Raw genomic sequence first — 17,518 nt, forward strand, 5'->3', positions numbered from 1 at the left:
CGACCCCCAATAATTTTTTGGTTGACAGGATTTTTATCGTCAACCCGCCAACGTAAGATGGTTTACATGAAACACCGCGCCCAGGTCCTTGCTTACAGCGGCACATTCGTTGCGCTCATCGCTGCCGGGAGCTGGATATCCATACCGCTGCCCCCGGTCCCGATAACGCTCCAGACGCTCTTTGTGCTCCTCGCCGGGGTCGTCATGAAGCGGTATGCCGTGATCCCCGTCGCCCTCTACGTCCTCCTCGGGGCGATGAGCCTCCCGGTCTTTCACAACGGCACGGCGGGCCCCGGGGTCCTTCTCGGCCCCACGGGAGGGTTCCTGATCGGTTTCATCCCCGCCGCCCTCATCGCCGGGCTTGCCTACGAACGGCAGTCGATGAGATACCGGGCTTTTGGTCTGATTGCAGCGACCTTCACGACCTACCTCTTCGGTGTGGCATGGCTCGCCTACTCGGCGTCGCTCTCGCCCGTCCAGGCGGTCCTGCTCGGGGTCGCCCCGTTCATCGCCGGAGAGGTCGTGAAGGTCCTCGCGGCGTACACTATAGGAAGACGGGTGGCATGATCCGGATCGTCAACCTGCGGCACCGGATCATCGATATCCCCGATCTGGCGGTGGACGCGAGCCACATCGCCGTGATCGGACCGAACGGGAGCGGCAAGACGACGCTTCTTGCCGTCTGTTCCGGCATCGAGGAACCCTCTGCGGGTACGGTCCGGCTCTCCGGGAGGCCGCCGTCCGCCGTGAGGATCGGGTGGGTGGGGGAGTTCCCCGACCGGGCGCTTCTTTTCTCCCGGGTATACGATGAGATCGCGTCGTCCCCCCGGTTCCGTCACCGCTCCTGCCCGGAGACGGATGAGCGGGTCAGGGCAGTCGCCGGGACAATCGGCATCCTGCACCTCCTTGATAAGAAGATATCGGCCCTCTCGGGGGGCGAAAAGGCTCTCGTTGCGCTGGCCGCCGCAGATGTCGACGACCCCGAGGTGCTCATCCTGGACGAGGCCGACTCGCACCTGGACGCCGGGACGACCGCGCGCATCCAGAGCGCCGTGAGGAAGAGCACGGCGGTCCACGTGCTCTGGTGCACGCAGTCGATGGATCTCGCAGCTAGCGCTGACTACGTCATCTTCATGGCGGGCGGGACGATCCGGCACCACGGCACGCCCGAAGAGGTCTTCGCGCAGCTCGAGGAGACGTGTTTCTACCCCACGATGTGGAGGATCCGCCGGTGAGGGTGGATCTTGAGGATACTCTCCTCTCCCGGGGCCCGTTCACCCTCCGGGGCAGCGGCTCCTTCGACGAGGGTGTGCATCTGGTCAGCGGGGCGGTGGGGAGCGGGAAATCGACGCTCGCCCTCCTGCTCGCCGGGCTCCTCCATCCCGGGAGCGGATCGGTCCGGCGGCAGGGGATAACGTCGGCCCTGCTCCTGCTGCAGTTCCCCGAATACCACGTCACCTGCCCAACCGTTGCCGAAGAGGCCGGGTCCTGGGGGCTCGCGCCGGACGACGTGCTCGCACGGGCGGACCTTGCCGGGCGCGGCGATGATGACCCGTTCCACCTCTCCCGCGGCGAACTGAAGCGGTTGATCCTGGCCTGCACGATCATGCGGGACCCGGACCTGCTGATGCTGGACGAACCGTTCAGCTCGCTCGACTGCGCCGCCAAACGGAAGGCCTGCAGGATGATCGAGGAGAGGGACCGGGGGATCACCATCATCTTCTCGCACGAGCGCGCGGTCCTCCCCCGGGTGGACGCCATCTGGGAGATGGAGGGCGGGACCCTGACCGCCCTCGGCAGCGTGCCCGGCGCGATCCCGCGGTGGCGGCACGCCCCGCCCTATCTTCTCTATGCCCTCGACCAGGGCGCCCGCCCGGAGAACATCAGGCTCGAAGACGCGCGGGAGGCGATATGCAGGATCCAAGGCTGAGGCTTCTCTCCACCGTGGTCCTCTCGCTTTCTGCGTTCGCGAGCACGACGGGCGCCGTCGCCGCCCTGGCCTGGTGGCTCGTCTTCACGCCGCGCACAAAGGCTCTCCCGCGGCCCGGAGTGCTCCTCTCCCTCATCGCGATGATCGCCGTAACAGCGCTCTTCTCAGCGTGGGGGGGCGGCCCCGGTCTCTCCTACCTGGTCCGGATGGTCGCGGTCCTGCTCCTTGCCGCGTGGGCGTATGCCGAGACGGAGGAAGGAGAGGTGCTTGCCGTGGCGGTCTGGGGGCTCGGGAGACGGATCGGGTTCGAGATCGGGCTCATCGCCGAGATGGGGCTTACCGGGCTCCTCGTGATCCGGCAGGAGATCGATCAGATGCGGGTTGCACTGGCGCTCAAGGGGGTCCCGATCGGCGCCCGCTCGATCGTGCCGATCGCAGTCCTCCTCATCGTCACCCAGATCCGGAGGGCCGACGAAGTCGCCAGACTGCTGGTGGTACGGGGATACACGCTCGGCGGGCGGATATGTCCCCGGTTCAAAACAGACCCGCGAGACATTCTGGCATCCTTATCGGCGGTGATACTCGGGCTTTTATCCTGCCTACCCGTTCGAGATGTTTTTATATTATTACAGTGAATTTTTTAGAGGCTTTATTGCAATCTCCTCAGCCCTTCGAGGTGCAAAATTCGATGTGTGCTGCCAAATCTGATACACTCCATATCACCGATACCACGCTTAGGGACGCGCATCAGTCGCTGATCGCCACCCGGCTCCGGACTGAGGATATGCTCCCTCTTGCCCGGGCCATTGACGAAGTCGGCTTCTTCTCGGTCGAGGCCTGGGGCGGGGCGACCTTTGACAGCTGCATCAGGTTCTTAAACGACGATCCCTGGGAACGCCTCCGGATGCTGAAGGCCGAGCTTCGGCGCACGCCCATCCAGATGCTCCTGCGAGGCCAGAACCTCGTGGGTTACCGGCATTATCCCGACGACGTCGTGGAGAGGTTCGTGGAGGCATCCGCAAAGAACGGGGTCGATATCTTCCGGGTCTTTGATGCGTTGAACGACGTCCGGAACATGAAGAAGGCGATGGAGGAGGTGCGGAACGTCGGGGCGCACCTGCAGGGCGCGATATCCTACACGACAAGCCCGGTCCACTCCGTCGCGTCGTTCATCGATATGGCCGAGGAGCTCTACTCGCTTGGGTGCGACTCGATCTGCATCAAGGATATGGCGGGGCTGATCATGCCCCACGACGCCCGCGACCTGATCACCGGGATCAAGGAGACGGTGGACGTCAGGGTCTGCCTCCACTCCCACTGCACGAGCGGCGTCGCGCCCCTGAGTTACCAGGCGGCGATCGATGCGGGTGTGGATATCCTCGATACGGCGATGTCGCCGTTCGCGCTCGGGACTTCCCAGCCCCCGACGGAGAGCGTTGTTGCAAGCGTCATCGGGACGCCGCGCGATACCGGCATCGACCTGCTGCCGCTGCGCAATGTGCGCAACGTCTGCCGGGAGATGCGGGAGAAGTACGAACCGCTCTTTTCCGCCATCGCGGATCGGGTCGACTTGGACGTCCTGATCTACCAGCTCCCGGGCGGCATGATATCAAATCTCATCTCCCAGTTGAAGGAGCAGGATGCGCTCGACCGCCTGGAAGAGGTCTTCCAGGAGATCCCCCGGGTGAGGAAGGACCTTGGCTACCCGCCGCTCGTGACGCCGACGAGCCAGATCGTGGGCACCCAGGCGGTCTTCAACGTCCTCATGGGCGGAGAACGCTACCGGAACGTGACGACGGAGGTCAAAGACTACGTCCGCGGCCTCTACGGGCGCCCTCCCGCCCCGATCAGCCCCGGGATACGGGAGTTGATCATCGACGGCGAAGAACCGGTCACGGTTCGCCCGGCGGACCTTCTTGCGCCCATATACGAGCAGATGCGCAAAGAGGCGGTGGAGCAGGGGCTCGTCACCCGGGAGGAGGACGTCCTCACCTACATCCTCTACCCGAGCGTCGCCCCGTCGTTCCTCCGGGGTGAGCGCCAGGCCGAGGTGATCCCGAAACCGGCGGCAGCCGAACCGGTGCGGACCGCGGAGATCCCGAGCTCCATGGAGGTGGAGGTTGACGGCGAGATCTTCTCGGTCCGGATCGTCACCGTGGAGGGGAGTTCGGTCACGGTCCCGGCGGCCGCCTCGGCGGCGAGAGAGAGGATCCCGCGCGGGGATGTCGCCGGCGGCGTCAAGAGCAACATGCAGGGCATGGTCCTGCAGGTGCTGACCCAGAAGGGGAGCGCTGTCAGGAAGGGGGATACGCTCATTGTTCTTGAGGCAATGAAGATGGAGAACCCCATAAGGAGTCCGCGTGACGGCAGGGTCGAGGAGATCTTTGTGAACGCCGGGGACGTCGTGCAGAACGGCGACGTGCTGATGATCATCGAGTGAGGGTCGCCCCGGGTTACCTATCAGGAAAGAGAACCTGCACAATGAAATATTTTGACAAGATCCTGATCGCCAACCGCGGCGAGATCGCCATCCGGGTTATGCGCGCCTGCCGGGAGCTCGGGATCGATACGGTTGCAATCTATTCGGAGCCCGATAAGAATGCGCTCCACGTCAAATACGCCGACGAGGCCTTCTATGTCGGTGAGGCCCACCCGTCCAAAAGTTACCTGAATAAGGAGCGGATCTGCGATATCGCCCAGAAGTCGGGGGCCGAGGCGATCCACCCCGGATACGGGTTCCTCGCCGAGAACTACCGGTTTGCAAAGCTGGTCGAGGATGAGGGGCTGACGTTCATCGGGCCATCGTGGCAGACGATTGAGGCGCTGGGTTCGAAGATCGGGTCGAAGCGGATGATGCGCGAGGCAGGCGTCCCGGTCCTTCCCGGCACGCCTGACGGCGTCACCAGTCTCGACGAGGCAAAGAAGGTCGCCGCCGCTATCGGCTACCCGGTGGTCGTGAAGGCGAGCGCGGGCGGCGGCGGCATCGGTATGCACATCGTCGAGAGCGAGGAGGGGCTTGAGGAGGCGATCGATATGGGGATGCGGATCGCAGGGTCCGCCTTCGGGGATCCAACGGTCTTCGTGGAGAAGTACCTCGCGAAACCCCGCCATATCGAGGTCCAGATCCTTGCCGACGCGAAAGGGCATACTCTCCACCTCTACGACCGGGAGTGCTCCATCCAGCGCCGGCACCAGAAACTCCTCGAGGAGGCGCCCTGTCCGATCATGACGCCCGATCTCCGGGAGCGGATGACGGCGTCGGCCATCGCCGCGGCAAAGGCGGCGAACTACAGGAACGCCGGTACGGTGGAGTTCCTCTACGCGAACGGCAACTACTACTTCATGGAGGTGAACACCCGGCTGCAGGTGGAGCACACCATCACGGAGTTCATCACCGGGATCGATATCGTGAAGCAGCAGATCGCCGTCGCCGCCGGTGAGGACCTCTCGATGGACCAGGAGGACGTCAGCCTCCGGGGGCACGCGATCGAGTGCCGGATCAACGCGGAGGACCCGCTGAACAATTTCACCGCGGATCCGGGCAAGATCGTCCGCTACCGGTCTCCGGGCGGACCCGGGATACGGGTCGACTCCGGCATCCACATGGGCTACACCATCCCCCCGCACTACGACTCGATGATTGCGAAACTCTGCGCCTGGGGGTCCAACCGCGAGGAGGCGATCCAGCGGATGCGCCGGGCCATCTATGAATATGTCGTCCTGGGTGTGAAGACGACGCTCCCGCTCCATTACGCGATCATGAGGAACCCGCACTTCGTCGCCGGCGATACGCACACGCACTTCCTGCAGGAGGAGCACATCGCCGCGAGCCTGCGCCGCTACCTCCGCGAGGAGGAGACGCGCATGCAGACGCTGGCTGCATCGCTCCGGCAGGGGAAGGAAGTGGCGGCGATCGCCGCGGTGGTCGACGTGTACCTCCGGAAAAACATGAAGTGACCCCTCATCTCTATTTTCCGGGATGCAGAAGGTTTATTTGCCAACACATCATTGTTATAATGCACTTTGTGTGCTGCGGTGGCCTAGTCGGTTAGGGCGCCAGACTCATAGGGTTTTCGAGAGAAACGGTGCGTCCAAACCTGGGACATCTGGAAATCGTGGGTTCGGATCCCACCCGCAGCATCTATTATTCAGGTTCAGATCTGTCAGCAAACGCTTTTACACCTCTATTCAGACCTCCCTTGCATGGGAGCGTTCACAGCACCAATCCAAACTGACAGAGAGTTCCATCCTGTCGATAAAACCTACGCCGCCACAGCCGTCCGAAAAGCATTGGCCACGGGCCTCCTCACCCGCGACGATGCCGACCTCATCACCGAGTTCGTGACGGAGCTCCAGGCATCGCAAGGGATCACAACCGTCCGGGTAAACAAGATCACGTCGCACCTGGTCAACTGGCGCCGCTACATCTGCCCCTACCGGGAAGCGACCATCGGCGATATCTTCTCTGCCATAGCCACCATCAAAGAGGCCAGGAACCAGCGCGACAGGCCGTTCAAGCAGAACACCCTGCACGACTACATCATGTTCCTCAAGCGGTTCTACCTCTGGATGATCGAGAACGATTACTCGGACCTATCGCAGGCCAAGATCCGGAAGATCAAACCGCCGCGGATGGATCGCTGCACCAAACTCCCCGACCAGATGCTCTCGCAGGAAGAGGTCGGAGCGCTCCTGCGGGCCTGCCGGTCCTCCCGCGACCGGGCGATCATCGCACTCCTCTACGAGTCCGGGTGCCGCATCGGAGAACTCGGCCGGCTCACCTGGCGTCGCGTGCAGTTCGACACCTACGGCACGGTAATCTCCGTCGAGGATACCAAGTGCCATACCCAGCGTTACGTGCGGCTGGTCATGGCCACGCCGTACCTCGCGGCCTGGAAGAACGACTATCCCTTTGAACCCGCCAGCGACGCCCTGGTCTTCATCACGCACCAGAAGCGGCCGCTCCAGCATGCCACCATCTACGGGCATCTCCCCAAGATCGCAAAACGAGCCGGCATCACCAAGAAGATCACCCCGCACATCTTCCGGCACTCGCGGATCACGCACCTCATCAACCAGGGGATGAAGGAGTCCGTCATCAAGCTGATGATGTGGGGGAACCTCAACACCGATATGTTCGCCACCTACGCCCACCTCACCGGCCAGGACATCGATAAGGAGGTCCTTGGCCAGTACGGCATCATCCAGCAGGAAGAAACGGAGGAGCGGCACCTCGAACCAGTGCAGTGCCCCGGATGCAAGACCATCAACGCCCCCTGTGCGAACTACTGCTCCACCTGCGGCAGGTCGTTCACCGGCGACGGGGAGGATGTGCAGGAGGCGATGGGCAAGGACGTGCTCGACAACCCGGAGCTCGTGCGGAAACTGTTGAACGAGTTGATCGAGGAGAAGAAGCGGAAGGGTGAGTTGTAAGGGTGCCCAGCATGAACCGGCGCGAGACATACGAGCACCTGAAGCACAACCCGAAAAACGTGCGGTTCGAAGACCTCTGCCATGCGGCGGAGGCCTTCGGTTTTCACCGGAAGGGCGGGAAGGGCAGCCACACGGTCTATGTGCGGGACGGCATCCCTGAGATCCTCAACTTCCAGGACGTGAAGGGTAAAGCAAAACCGTACCAGGTAAGACAACTTCTTAAGATCATTGAGCACTATACTCTGTTGGAGGACGAAGATGCCGCATAAATACGCAATCGAGATCTTCTTCAGCGACGAGGACGAGGGTTTCATCGCCGTCGTCCCGGAGCTTCCGGGATGCTCCGCGTTCGGCGAGACCGAAGAGGAGGCGCTCTCCGAAGTGAAGGTGGCTATCGGCCTCTGGCTCGATACTGCCCGGCAAGAGGGACGGGAGATCCCGGAGCCGAGCGGCCGGGAGCACCTGCGGGATATTCTTGCGGGGAAGGGCGTTGCGTGTGAATCACGGGAAATTGCTTAGGTCTTGTAATGGTTCTCAACCCCCCGATTTTTCACACATTCAACTTTGAATCTTTTCCACAGTTAGAATAGGTAAATCAAGCTCTCTGCTAGCGGTTCCAATTCGCTTACCTTTTATAATTCATGCGAGTAATCCACACGTATGCAAACCCAGGATAATCTCAACGACTTAGTCTCCGAGATTCGAGAAAGAAGAGTTGTTTTATGGGTGGGTTCAGGTTTTTCGCGTTATGCAGGGTATCCAACAGGGACTAAGTTGGCAGAGATTATCAAATCACATGCTTCTGATACAGAAATTAAGCATCTTAAGCAAGTGCATAGACTTGATGAAGTGGCGCAAGAATTTGTATCGCTGAAAGGTTCAAGAGATGAACTTTTAGAGATTCTTCGAGATACCTTCAAAAAGGATCCTATTTCTACCGAATATCACGAAATGATCGCCCTGTTACCTCATTTCGAGCAAATAATTACGACAAACTATGATACGTTGTTTGAGCGGGTGTATGGTACCGGAATAAATGTCATTGTTACAGATGAGCAAATCAGAAGAGTTGTTGCTGGAAACAAAGTAAATCTATTTAAGATCCATGGGGATATCGACCAACCGGATACGATTTTGATCACTGCGGATGATTACGTCGATTTTTTCTCTGACGAAAAAAATGGACTCTTATGGAACGAAATTCGATCGATAACGTCGAAGTATACAATCCTTTTCATTGGATACTCCTTAAGCGACATTAATGTGAAATATATTCTCAAGGAGATTTTTAGCAAGCTAAATGTCGAGGATGTCAAAAGTTATCTCATCGTGCCAGGGCTTCCAGAACACACACAGAACGAATGGAGAGAAAAGTATGGTTTAAAGTACATCGACTTGTCTGCCGAAGAGGCGGTCTCCTTAATAAGAGAAAAGGTTGAAGAGAATCTCATTATCGATACATATAGTGGACGTTTAGACCTTAAATCGGCCTTAAAAGGTCTAACAGCTAGAAAAATTGATGCAAAATTTAGTGCAGGTAGGGACGGTGTCAAGTTAAGTTCTGTGTCGTCTCAAATTGGGGGTCCGCCGCTAACATTTGACTTTGGAGTTCGAAGTCTTGATCCGACCAACAGTGTTCTTGCTGAAAAGATTCACGACCTATTTTCAGGCGAGTTGGTAGAGGAGCTCACTCTGTCTCCCGAAGAAGTTGACCTGATTTTTAAGCCAAAGATTGGAAACATACCCTTGTTCGACTCGAAAAGCCTTGAGCACATAACTCTGACAGTCCAACCTCATCCTCTCAAAGAGTTTAACGCAGAACTCCTATTGCGGAACAGTGGGAAGCGATTGTTCAACGTAAAAGTGGAGCACTACATGACTCCAACCAAAATGCATCTCAAACTTATTCACCCACTGTTCACCGTGTCAATTTTTGCTCACAAAGACGACGGAGAAAAAAATACATTCAACTTAAAACTGCCAGGGTTAGAGGATATCGCGCAAGCAAGTGAAATATACGAATTCTTTTATATATGGATGACCGGGGATGACATTCTCATCTTTGCTGAGTCCTCAGATCCTATTTTCACCCTCCCGTCGAGTTACATAGTAGATCCAACCGCTGAATCAAGGAGAATTATCGGAATAGGGCATCAACTTACATCCCAGATTAATAAAATTCAAACCCATTTTGGAATTAAACTGCATATTGAGGTAGGTGAAATATCCGAGTCTTACGAGGAAGCCCTCATAGATATTGTGGCAGCCATTGATGGCAAAAAGCGGAAGGTTAACGACATGACCTTGAAAATGAACAACAAAGAACTTGTCCGCGATTGGTGCGAGCAGGGAGTGCCAAATATTAGGGTGACTCTCAATTATTTTAGAGCATACAACATCTTTGGTCGCAAATTTACCATTCAAGAGATACAAGTGGAAGGAGAAAATCTAATCATTCAAAACTTGGAGGAAGTTACAGCATTAGTTGTTAAAAACGCTAATGAAATACCGGTAACTCTGAAGAGTATAGATGGGCGGCTGAAAGTTTGGTACAAATCAGTTACAATGGGCGACTGACCAGAGTCCACTCTATTCAGCATCCTCTGAAGGGCAGGACTCTCCCCTATCCTTTTGCGTCGCAAGAGTAACCCTTCAATCAATGATAGAAACCCTCCCTTCACTTTCACCCCGCCCGCGGCGCGTGTTCATATACCCCCGTTTCCTGATCGCTTACCTATGAGGCAGAGAGAAACCCTTCGCTACGACCAGACGGTCTTCCGCGATCGCGAGGTCTTCGAGTTCACCTACATGCCCGACGAGATCCACCACCGCGACGCCCAGATCCGCGAACTCGCCCTCCTCGCCCGGCCGGCTCTCCGGAGCGGCAGTCCGAGGAGCGCGATCCTCCGCGGGCCGCCCGGCACCGGCAAGACCACCACCGTCCGCCGGCTGTTTGCCGAGATCGAGGAGACGACACAGCAGATCGCCCCGGTCTACATCAACTGCAAGCAGCACCGGACGCCGTTCGCCGTCTTCGCGTGCATCTTTGAGGCGGTCGTCGGCTACACGCCCCCGGCGACCGGCAAGCACCTCGACGAGGTCGTACGGGTGGCGGCCAAACGCCTCGGCGAACGGGATGCCGCGCTGCTCGTCTGCCTGGACGACGCCAACTACCTGCACGAAGCCCGGCAGCTCAACGATCTTCTCTACCGGATCCTCCGCCTCTACGAGGCGTGGGACGTCAGGAAGCCCGGCGTTTTCGCCATCTCCAGCGACCTTCGCCTGAACCTCTACACCGGGCTCGACGAGCGTGTCCGGTCGGTCTTCCACCCGACCGAGGTCTACTTCTCGCCGTACGCAAAGTCGGAGATCCAGGAGATCCTCGGCGACCGGATCCGGCAGGGGTTGTACCCTAACGTGGTGCCGAAGACGAACGTGAACCTCATCGCGGACCTCACCGCGAGAGAGCAGGACATCCGGGTCGGGATCGACCTCGTCCGGGCGGCGGCCGAGAACGCGGAGGGCGCCGGGCGCCGGACCGTCACCCGGAAGGATGTGATGGACGCCTCCCGGTCGATCATCACGCCCACCCTGCAGAAGCGGGCCGCGGACCTGAACGATGGCGAGCGTGCCCTGCTCTACCGGATCGCGGAGATGGCGCAGCAGACCGATGCGGACATGACGTCGGGAGCGGTCTATGAGGCGACGCAGGAGTACACCTCGACCGGAGCGACGACCTACCGGACACGGTTGAAGCGGCTCGAGGAAGCGGGTCTCGTCGACCTGCCGCTCCGCACCGACCGGGGACGGACCCGGGAGATCCTGCTCCGCTTCGCCCCCGATCAGGTGCTCGCCGCCTGCGAAAAGATCGGGAAAACCAGCGCGGCATAATGCCCCTTCGTATCGAGGAATGCCGGATCCACCCCCTTCCGGCCAATTTCCCGTTTTCCGATAAAGTAACGGTTAAATAACGCCTCTTTTCACCATCACCCTACGCACAACACGTTTTTAAGCCGCGTACTCTCACGTTGAATCAAGCGGTGCACGCCGGGTGCTTTCTCAGAAGAGCGCCGGTGCGCCGCGAACTGCAACAGAGAGGTTACGCATGAAACGACAACCACGACTCGTAACCCAGGACGATGTCGACGCCTTCGAGAAGCGGTATCCGCTGTACCGGGGCATCGGGAGACTGATGATCCGCGAGGGCATCTGGACCCTGGTAGAATCGAGAAGAGAACACGAAGCAATCTGCGGCGGCAGCCAGGCACAACCAAATGTTCACAGCACCAGGGTGCACCGGGCCGCCAATGGTACTCGGCACTGCAACGATATAAGGATGCCCACCCCGGGAGCGTGCCCGCTATGAGTCGGGAAGGATGCAGACCGAACCCGGTCCCGCTCTACCTCATCTCGCAGGTGGTGGCAACCGAAGTCGGCCGGCACGGCAAGGCGATCCGGGAGATCCACATCGTCCGGACCGGCTGCCACTTCTACACGGTCACGACCATTACCGGAGGCGGCCGGCCATGACTGAGCCCGGCACCCTCTCCCACGGCACCGGCGGAGCTCTCCGGATCGCAGTCGACGCCGAGCGCTACCGTATCGAGCCTGAGGACCTCAGGAACCTGCTCTTCTACGGCAGGGTGATCCCGATCACGGAGGACCGCTCGCGGACGACCCCGGGCGGGATCCTGGTCAGCGAAACTTCCATTGAGGGCCACGCGGCGATGAACGCTTCGGGCAAGGCAGTGATGCTCCACACCCGCGTCGGTTCCTACATCATCCCGCTCATCAGTTTCCAGCGGGTCGCCCGCGGGGAGGCCATCTCCGCCCCCCTCTTCCCCCTTGTGCCGGGGGTGACCGCATGATAGACGAGATCAGAAACACGGTGAACGTCCTCGCTGCCTCTGGCAGCGTGGTCGAGGTCCGGGCACTCGCTGATGGCGTCACCCACTCTGGCTACTTCGACGACCACGAGGTGCTCGCCCGGGCCGTGGAGGCACTCGACGCAGATCCAGCGGTCGCCGGCATCTACGTCACCCTCAACACCGTGAACCCGGCCCTTCTCGCCCGGCGGGCGAACCGGATCAAGATGCGGCTGTCCCGGAAGGATGCCACCACGGCCGACGCCGACATCAACCGCCGGCGCTGGTTCCCGGTCGACATCGACCCGGTCCGGCCGAGCGGGGTCTCATCCACGGACGCCGAGCACGACGCGGCGCTCGCCGCTGCGGAGCGGATCGCAACCTACCTCGCGGAGCAGGGGTTCCCTGCGCCCGTCCGGGCTGACTCCGGGAACGGGGCGCATCTCCTCTACCGGGTGGACCTCCCGAACGACGATGCGGCCACCGCGCTTGTGAAGGGGGCACTCGCGACCCTCGACGCCCTCTTCTCCAACGAGGCCGTCACCGTCGATACCGCGAACCACAACGCCGCCCGGATCTGGAAACTCTACGGCACCCTCTCGCGGAAGGGCGACAACACGGTGGAGCGACCGCACCGGCGGGCGAAGGTCCTCGCCGTGCCGGACGATGTCCGCATGGTGCCGCGGGAGTATCTGCAGCACCTTGCGGCGCTCCTCCCGCGGGAGGAGCCATTGCGGTCGAAGAAACCAAACGGCAACAGGCCCGGCATCGACCTCGCCTCGTGGCTCCTCGACCACGGGATCGCGGTCCGGAGCACACGGCCCTACCAGGGCGGGACCCTCTACGTCCTCGACGAGTGCCCGTTCTCGTCAGCCCACAAAGACGGGGCGTTTGCGATCCAGTTCGCGAACGGCGCCGTCTTCGCCGGCTGTCACCACCAGAGTTGTGGTGGGGGCGCCCAGCGGTGGCCGGAACTCCGGGGGATGTACGAGCCGAAGCGGACCAGGACCCCGGCAAAGAAGGCCGAGGAGATACCGCTCCCTCCTCCCGTTCTCATCGAGGATGAGCACCAGGCGCGTGCCATTGAGATCCTCCGGACCGGCGACCCGCTCGCCTTCCTCCTCGACACCTTCAACAAAGCCCACGTCGGCGACCGGACCGTCGCGGAGTGCCTGGTGATGTCCGTCGCCTCGCAGTCGGTGGCGAACACGAAGGGGCTGCACGTCTCGATCTCCGGCAACTCCGGGAAGGGGAAGAGCCACGCCTGCACCACGATGCTCAACCTCATCCCTGAGTCCCACAGGATGACCGGCACCGTCTCGAACAAAGCGCTCTACTACGCTGACGACCTCCGGCCGGGGACGGTGATCCTCTTCGACGACACCTCGCTCTCGGACGACCTGCAGGAGGTGCTGAAGTCGGCCACCTCGTCCTTCCACGAACCCATCGAGCACCGGACCGTCACGGCCGACCGGCAGCTCCGGGTCTGCTCGATACCCGAGCGGTGCGTCTGGTGGCTCGCGAAGGTCGAGAACCCCGGCGACGACCAGGTGATGAACCGGATGCTCACGGTATGGATCGACGACTCGGCCGAGCAGGACCGGCGCGTGCTCGAGCACCTCAAGGAGACGGAGGCAGGCGTGTATCGGAGGGGAGACGACCCGGACGTTCTCACCTGCCGGGCACTCTGGTCGGTCCTGAAGCAGCAGCGGATCTTCGTCCGCATTCCCTTCGCCCGCAGGATCCAGTTCTCGAACGTCGCGAACCGCAGGAACCCCGCGATGCTCTTTGACCTGATCAAGTGTCACGCGGCCCTGCGGTTCCTGCAGCGGGAGGGGAAAGAGACCGGCGACGAGGTCCGGATCGAGGCGGCCCGGCAGGACTTCGACGCGGCTGCCCGGCTCTACGCTGCGATCAACCAGGAGGGCGGCGGGCAGGACTCGAAGATGACCCGGAACGAGGCCGCGGCGCTCGCCACGATTGCCCGGATGGGGTGGGAGACGTTCACGGTCAGGATGCTGCAGCAGGCGACCGGATTGTCCTATCATCAGGTCCGGCGGATCCTGCAGGGTTACACCACGAGGGGCACGGTCTACTGCGGGCTGCTGGAGAAGTGCCCGGCGCTCGCCGTGGTGGACGCGACGGTCATCGATGAGAGCACCGGGACGACCGTCCGCCGGCACGAGTCCCACTTCCAGTTCGACGCCGAGCGCTACCGGGAGTGGACAGCGCAGCTCGCGGTCTGGCTGGAGGACGAGGGCGAGGGGGAGGAGGACTCCCCGCCCCCTTCTGGTGACGGTTTGCAACATCGACAACCTTGCTGCAAAGGGGAGCGCAAACATAGTTGCAAAGAGATCGGGAAGGGGGATTCTCAACGGGGCGAGACGGATTTGATGAACGGAGAGTGCGTGTCCAAGATCGATCGTGGCGATCAGAGGTCGTTTGCAGCAAAATCCGGATCACACAGTTCACCGGATCCCGTTCCACTGGAAGAGCATCTTGATCCCATGCATGGACAGGAGTTGCCGTGTGGTTCCAGACCTGCTGCAAATAAAAAGATCGAACACGCTGATTTATCGTCGAATTGTAAAAATTACGGCATATCGAAGATTCCGCACACCAAAAGTGTTTGCGCTCCTATTTGCGCACCCCTTTGCAGCACGGGTGCAAATGCTGCAAACGGCGTCCGGCCACTCTCCGGGGTGCTTGACCCCAGGTCGTTTGCCCGGGTGAAGGTCGAGCTCGGCCGGTGCGACGTATGCGGCGCCGCGAAGGCGGTCTACCGCTCGCGAGAGGCGCAGGCGAAGGTCTGCGAGGGGTGTTATGCACGGCTCGTGCGGGAAGGGAACGCAAAGGAGGGAATACGGTGATCCCCGTCGATCCCCTGCAGGGGCCGGCCGTGGTGCTCGGCATGGCCGGAGCGGCGCTGGTGGCTTCGCGTTCGCAGGGCATCCGACGGGCAGGGTTCGGGGCCTGGATTGTGGGGAACCTGCTGTGGGTGATATACGCGACGGTGGAGGGGAACGCCTATATGATGACCCTCTTCGGGTTTTACTGGGTCACGGCAGCACTGGGGCTGATGAACACGCGGGAGCGGGAGGCAACGGCTCGGTTCGCACCGTAAAACTGACGGATGCAGAACGGTTACCCGCTCAATAGTTCGTTAGAGCAGAACGCCATCTCATTGCACCATCATCCGACGCGGCACGGTGCAAACCGTTAACGTCAATGCAGTTCGGATTGAATCTCATTCCGATAGCAGCAAACAACCCTGCCGGCATAAACACGTTACATTCTTCTTCATTCCCGGGAGAATACTCAGAACGAGATCAGAGGCATAGAGAGGGGAGAGATGGCAGTCGGAAAGATCGGTGCCTGGACACATTTGGGAGCATCTGCGATGAACGTCATAAGAGCTGCGGCATGAACCCCGTCCGCATCTTCATCAGCAGCGTGCAGAAGGAGTTCGCCGACGAGCGGGCGGCTCTCCGCGATTACCTGCGGGGCGACGCACTGATGCGGCGGTTCTTCGAGGTCTTCCTCTTCGAGGACGTCCCTGCCGCCGACCGCCGCACCGACGACCTGTACCTCGACGAGGTCCGGCGCTGCGATATCTATGTCGGGCTCTTCGGGGACGACTACGGCTCCGAGAACGCCGGCGGGGTCTCGCCGACCGAGCGGGAGTTCGACCTCGCCACCGCTGAAAGGAAGTACCGGCTCATCTACGTCAGGGGCATGGATGACGCCGCCCGCCACCCGAAGATGCGTGCGCTCGTTGGCAGAGCGCAGGCGGGCCTGATCCGGAAACGGTTCAACACTCCCTCCGAACTCGTCGCCGGGCTGTATGCGGCGCTGGTCGAGTACCTGGAGGAGAGGCAGCTCATCCGCTCCGGCCCCTTCGACGCGGCCCCGTGCACGAAGGCGACACTCGAACACCTGGATCCTGAGCGGATGGCGTGGTTCCTCCGCACGGCCAGGGCAACCCGCCGGTTCCCCCTCGCCCCCGATGCCTCTCCCGCTGACCTGCTGGAGCACCTGAACCTGCTCGGCGACGGGCGGGTGACGAACGCGGCAGTCCTCCTCTTCGGGAAGCAGCCGCAACGATTCCTGATCTCCTCCGAGATCAAGTGCGCCCACTTCCACGGCACGGAGGTGGCCAAACCGATCCCCTCCTACCAGGTCTACAAGGGCACGGTCTTCGATCTCGTGGACGCGGCGGTGGACTTCGTCCTGAGCAAGATCGCCCTCTCGGTGGGCACCCGCGAGGCCGGCCCGCAGGCGCCGGTGCGCTACGAGATCCCTAAAGAGGTGGTGGCGGAGGCGATCGTGAACGCGGTCGCCCACCGCGACTACACGAGCAACGGCAGCGTCCAGGTGATGCTCTTCGCCGACCGCCTGGAGGTCTGGAACCCGGGCACGCTCCCGCCGTCCCTGACGCTCGAGAAACTCCGGCAGGCCCACGGCTCGGTGCCGGGCAACCCGCTCCTTGCCGAACCTATGTATCTCACCGGCTACATCGAGCGGATGGGCACGGGGACGCGGGACATGATCCGGCGCTGCACCGAGGCCGGGCTGCCGGAGCCGGAGTTTGCTGTCAGTGATGGGTTCCAGACGATCATCCGCCGGATCCGGGGTAGAGGTGCCGGCGAACCTAGGGAAAAACCTAGGGAAGAAACTAGGGAAGAAACTAGGGAAGAAACTAGGGAAAAAACTAGGGATAAGATCCTGGCCCTGATCGCAGCCAACCCATCTATCAGCACGAATGAGCTCGCAGAGCAGATCGGTATCACACCCAAAGGGATTGAATGGCAGATCCAGCAACTGAAGCGGGCGGGTCAGCTCAAACGGGTAGGTCCAAAGAAGGGTGGCCGCTGGGAGATCACCGAAGGCGGTGATGAGTAGCGTCGGTGAGCGTGGGATTTTCACGCAGATGCTGGTCGTCACCTTCTTCCGGGGATGCATTAACCACGGCAGGCTCAAAGAGGTGACGAAGGAGCATCCGCACGACATCACCGTGGCTCCTGGTGGCCTGGTCGGGAAAGGGCTTCTGATGAGCGAGGGGTCGGGCCGGAGCACGTTCTCCTACCGCCCCGGCCGCCGCCCGATGGAGGGTGGATGTTCGGAGCTCCTGGGATCTGTTCGAAGCCGAGCTCCGAACATTTGATTACAAGCTCCCCGCTGCCGGAGCCGGGGGTCCTTCCTGGGGACATGATGCGGGAATGTCTCTGGAGGCTCGGCGCGCATCACCTTTCCGCGATCTCCATGGAGACTTTGCAGCCGAAATAGCCCA

18 protein-coding genes and 1 tRNA gene are annotated in these 17,518 nt (G+C 60.8%); all 19 read left to right on the plus strand.

The features are described from left to right. Nucleotides 1-57: 57 nt before the first annotated feature. The 19 genes from QZ408_RS01360 (at nt 58) to QZ408_RS01450 (ending at nt 17,392) form a co-directional block, all read left to right on the plus strand. Nucleotides 58-567 (plus strand): biotin transporter BioY, encoded by a 510-nt coding sequence (locus QZ408_RS01360; RefSeq protein ID WP_292489043.1) that lies wholly within the window; start codon nt 58-60, stop codon nt 565-567. Continuing rightward, entirely contained in the window at nt 564-1,235 is a 672-nt protein-coding gene (locus tag QZ408_RS01365; RefSeq protein ID WP_292489045.1) for an energy-coupling factor ABC transporter ATP-binding protein, read from the plus strand. Before QZ408_RS01360 ends, QZ408_RS01365 begins: the two co-directional genes overlap by 4 nt. Nucleotides 1,236-1,237: 2 nt before the next feature. After that, complete coding sequence (locus tag QZ408_RS01370) at nt 1,238-1,930, plus strand: ATP-binding cassette domain-containing protein (RefSeq protein ID WP_292489047.1); 693 nt, start codon at nt 1,238-1,240, stop codon at nt 1,928-1,930. Then, the gene (locus tag QZ408_RS01375) at nt 1,912-2,565 is read left to right on the plus strand and encodes an energy-coupling factor transporter transmembrane component T (protein WP_292489049.1); all 654 of its coding nucleotides are present in this window, start codon (nt 1,912-1,914) and stop codon (nt 2,563-2,565) included. Before QZ408_RS01370 ends, QZ408_RS01375 begins: the two co-directional genes overlap by 19 nt. A 53-nt stretch (nt 2,566-2,618) precedes the next feature. Continuing rightward, nucleotides 2,619-4,370 carry a sodium-extruding oxaloacetate decarboxylase subunit alpha gene (gene oadA / locus QZ408_RS01380; protein ID WP_292489050.1) on the plus strand — a complete coding sequence of 584 codons (1,752 nt, stop codon included), beginning with the start codon at nt 2,619-2,621 and terminating at the stop codon, nt 4,368-4,370. A gap of 41 nt (nt 4,371-4,411) precedes the next feature. Then, complete coding sequence (locus QZ408_RS01385; protein WP_292489051.1) at nt 4,412-5,887, plus strand: acetyl-CoA carboxylase biotin carboxylase subunit; 1,476 nt, start codon at nt 4,412-4,414, stop codon at nt 5,885-5,887. 72 nt (nt 5,888-5,959) lie between these two features. Next, nucleotides 5,960-6,070 (plus strand) — tRNA-Met (locus QZ408_RS01390). A 63-nt stretch (nt 6,071-6,133) separates the two neighbouring features. After that, nucleotides 6,134-7,363: a site-specific integrase gene (locus QZ408_RS01395; RefSeq protein ID WP_292489054.1), complete on the plus strand. Its 1,230-nt coding sequence runs from the start codon at nt 6,134-6,136 to the stop codon at nt 7,361-7,363. A gap of 11 nt (nt 7,364-7,374) precedes the next feature. Next, complete coding sequence (locus tag QZ408_RS01400) at nt 7,375-7,632, plus strand: type II toxin-antitoxin system HicA family toxin (protein ID WP_292489055.1); 258 nt, start codon at nt 7,375-7,377, stop codon at nt 7,630-7,632. Beyond that, nucleotides 7,622-7,882 carry a type II toxin-antitoxin system HicB family antitoxin gene (locus QZ408_RS01405; protein WP_292489056.1) on the plus strand — a complete coding sequence of 87 codons (261 nt, stop codon included), beginning with the start codon at nt 7,622-7,624 and terminating at the stop codon, nt 7,880-7,882. The genes QZ408_RS01400 and QZ408_RS01405 overlap by 11 nt, the downstream gene beginning before the upstream one ends. Before the next feature lie 141 nt (nt 7,883-8,023). Beyond that, a complete protein-coding gene (locus QZ408_RS01410) occupies nt 8,024-9,940 on the plus strand; it encodes an SIR2 family protein (protein ID WP_292489057.1) in 1,917 nt (638 codons plus the stop codon). A gap of 159 nt (nt 9,941-10,099) precedes the next feature. Next, a complete protein-coding gene (locus QZ408_RS01415) occupies nt 10,100-11,254 on the plus strand; it encodes an ORC1-type DNA replication protein (RefSeq protein ID WP_292489059.1) in 1,155 nt (384 codons plus the stop codon). Nucleotides 11,255-11,468: 214 nt separating this feature from the next. Next, nucleotides 11,469-11,729, plus strand: coding sequence for a hypothetical protein (locus QZ408_RS01420; RefSeq protein ID WP_292489060.1), 261 nt, complete (start codon nt 11,469-11,471; stop codon nt 11,727-11,729). Next, nucleotides 11,726-11,893 (plus strand): hypothetical protein, encoded by a 168-nt coding sequence (locus QZ408_RS01425; RefSeq protein ID WP_292489062.1) that lies wholly within the window; start codon nt 11,726-11,728, stop codon nt 11,891-11,893. Before QZ408_RS01420 ends, QZ408_RS01425 begins: the two co-directional genes overlap by 4 nt. After that, nucleotides 11,890-12,231 (plus strand): hypothetical protein, encoded by a 342-nt coding sequence (locus tag QZ408_RS01430; protein WP_292489064.1) that lies wholly within the window; start codon nt 11,890-11,892, stop codon nt 12,229-12,231. The genes QZ408_RS01425 and QZ408_RS01430 overlap by 4 nt, the downstream gene beginning before the upstream one ends. After that, nucleotides 12,228-15,098 carry a hypothetical protein gene (locus tag QZ408_RS01435; RefSeq protein ID WP_292489066.1) on the plus strand — a complete coding sequence of 957 codons (2,871 nt, stop codon included), beginning with the start codon at nt 12,228-12,230 and terminating at the stop codon, nt 15,096-15,098. Before QZ408_RS01430 ends, QZ408_RS01435 begins: the two co-directional genes overlap by 4 nt. Then, nucleotides 15,095-15,352: a hypothetical protein gene (locus QZ408_RS01440; protein WP_292489068.1), complete on the plus strand. Its 258-nt coding sequence runs from the start codon at nt 15,095-15,097 to the stop codon at nt 15,350-15,352. The genes QZ408_RS01435 and QZ408_RS01440 overlap by 4 nt, the downstream gene beginning before the upstream one ends. 299 nt (nt 15,353-15,651) lie before the next feature. Continuing rightward, complete coding sequence (locus QZ408_RS01445) at nt 15,652-17,130, plus strand: DUF4062 domain-containing protein (RefSeq protein WP_292489070.1); 1,479 nt, start codon at nt 15,652-15,654, stop codon at nt 17,128-17,130. Next, nucleotides 17,123-17,392, plus strand: coding sequence for a hypothetical protein (locus QZ408_RS01450; protein ID WP_292489072.1), 270 nt, complete (start codon nt 17,123-17,125; stop codon nt 17,390-17,392). The genes QZ408_RS01445 and QZ408_RS01450 overlap by 8 nt, the downstream gene beginning before the upstream one ends. Nucleotides 17,393-17,518: the final 126 nt, after the last annotated feature.

The organism is Methanoculleus sp. 10, assembly GCF_913757945.1.
Classification (GTDB): Archaea; Halobacteriota; Methanomicrobia; order Methanomicrobiales; family Methanoculleaceae; genus Methanoculleus.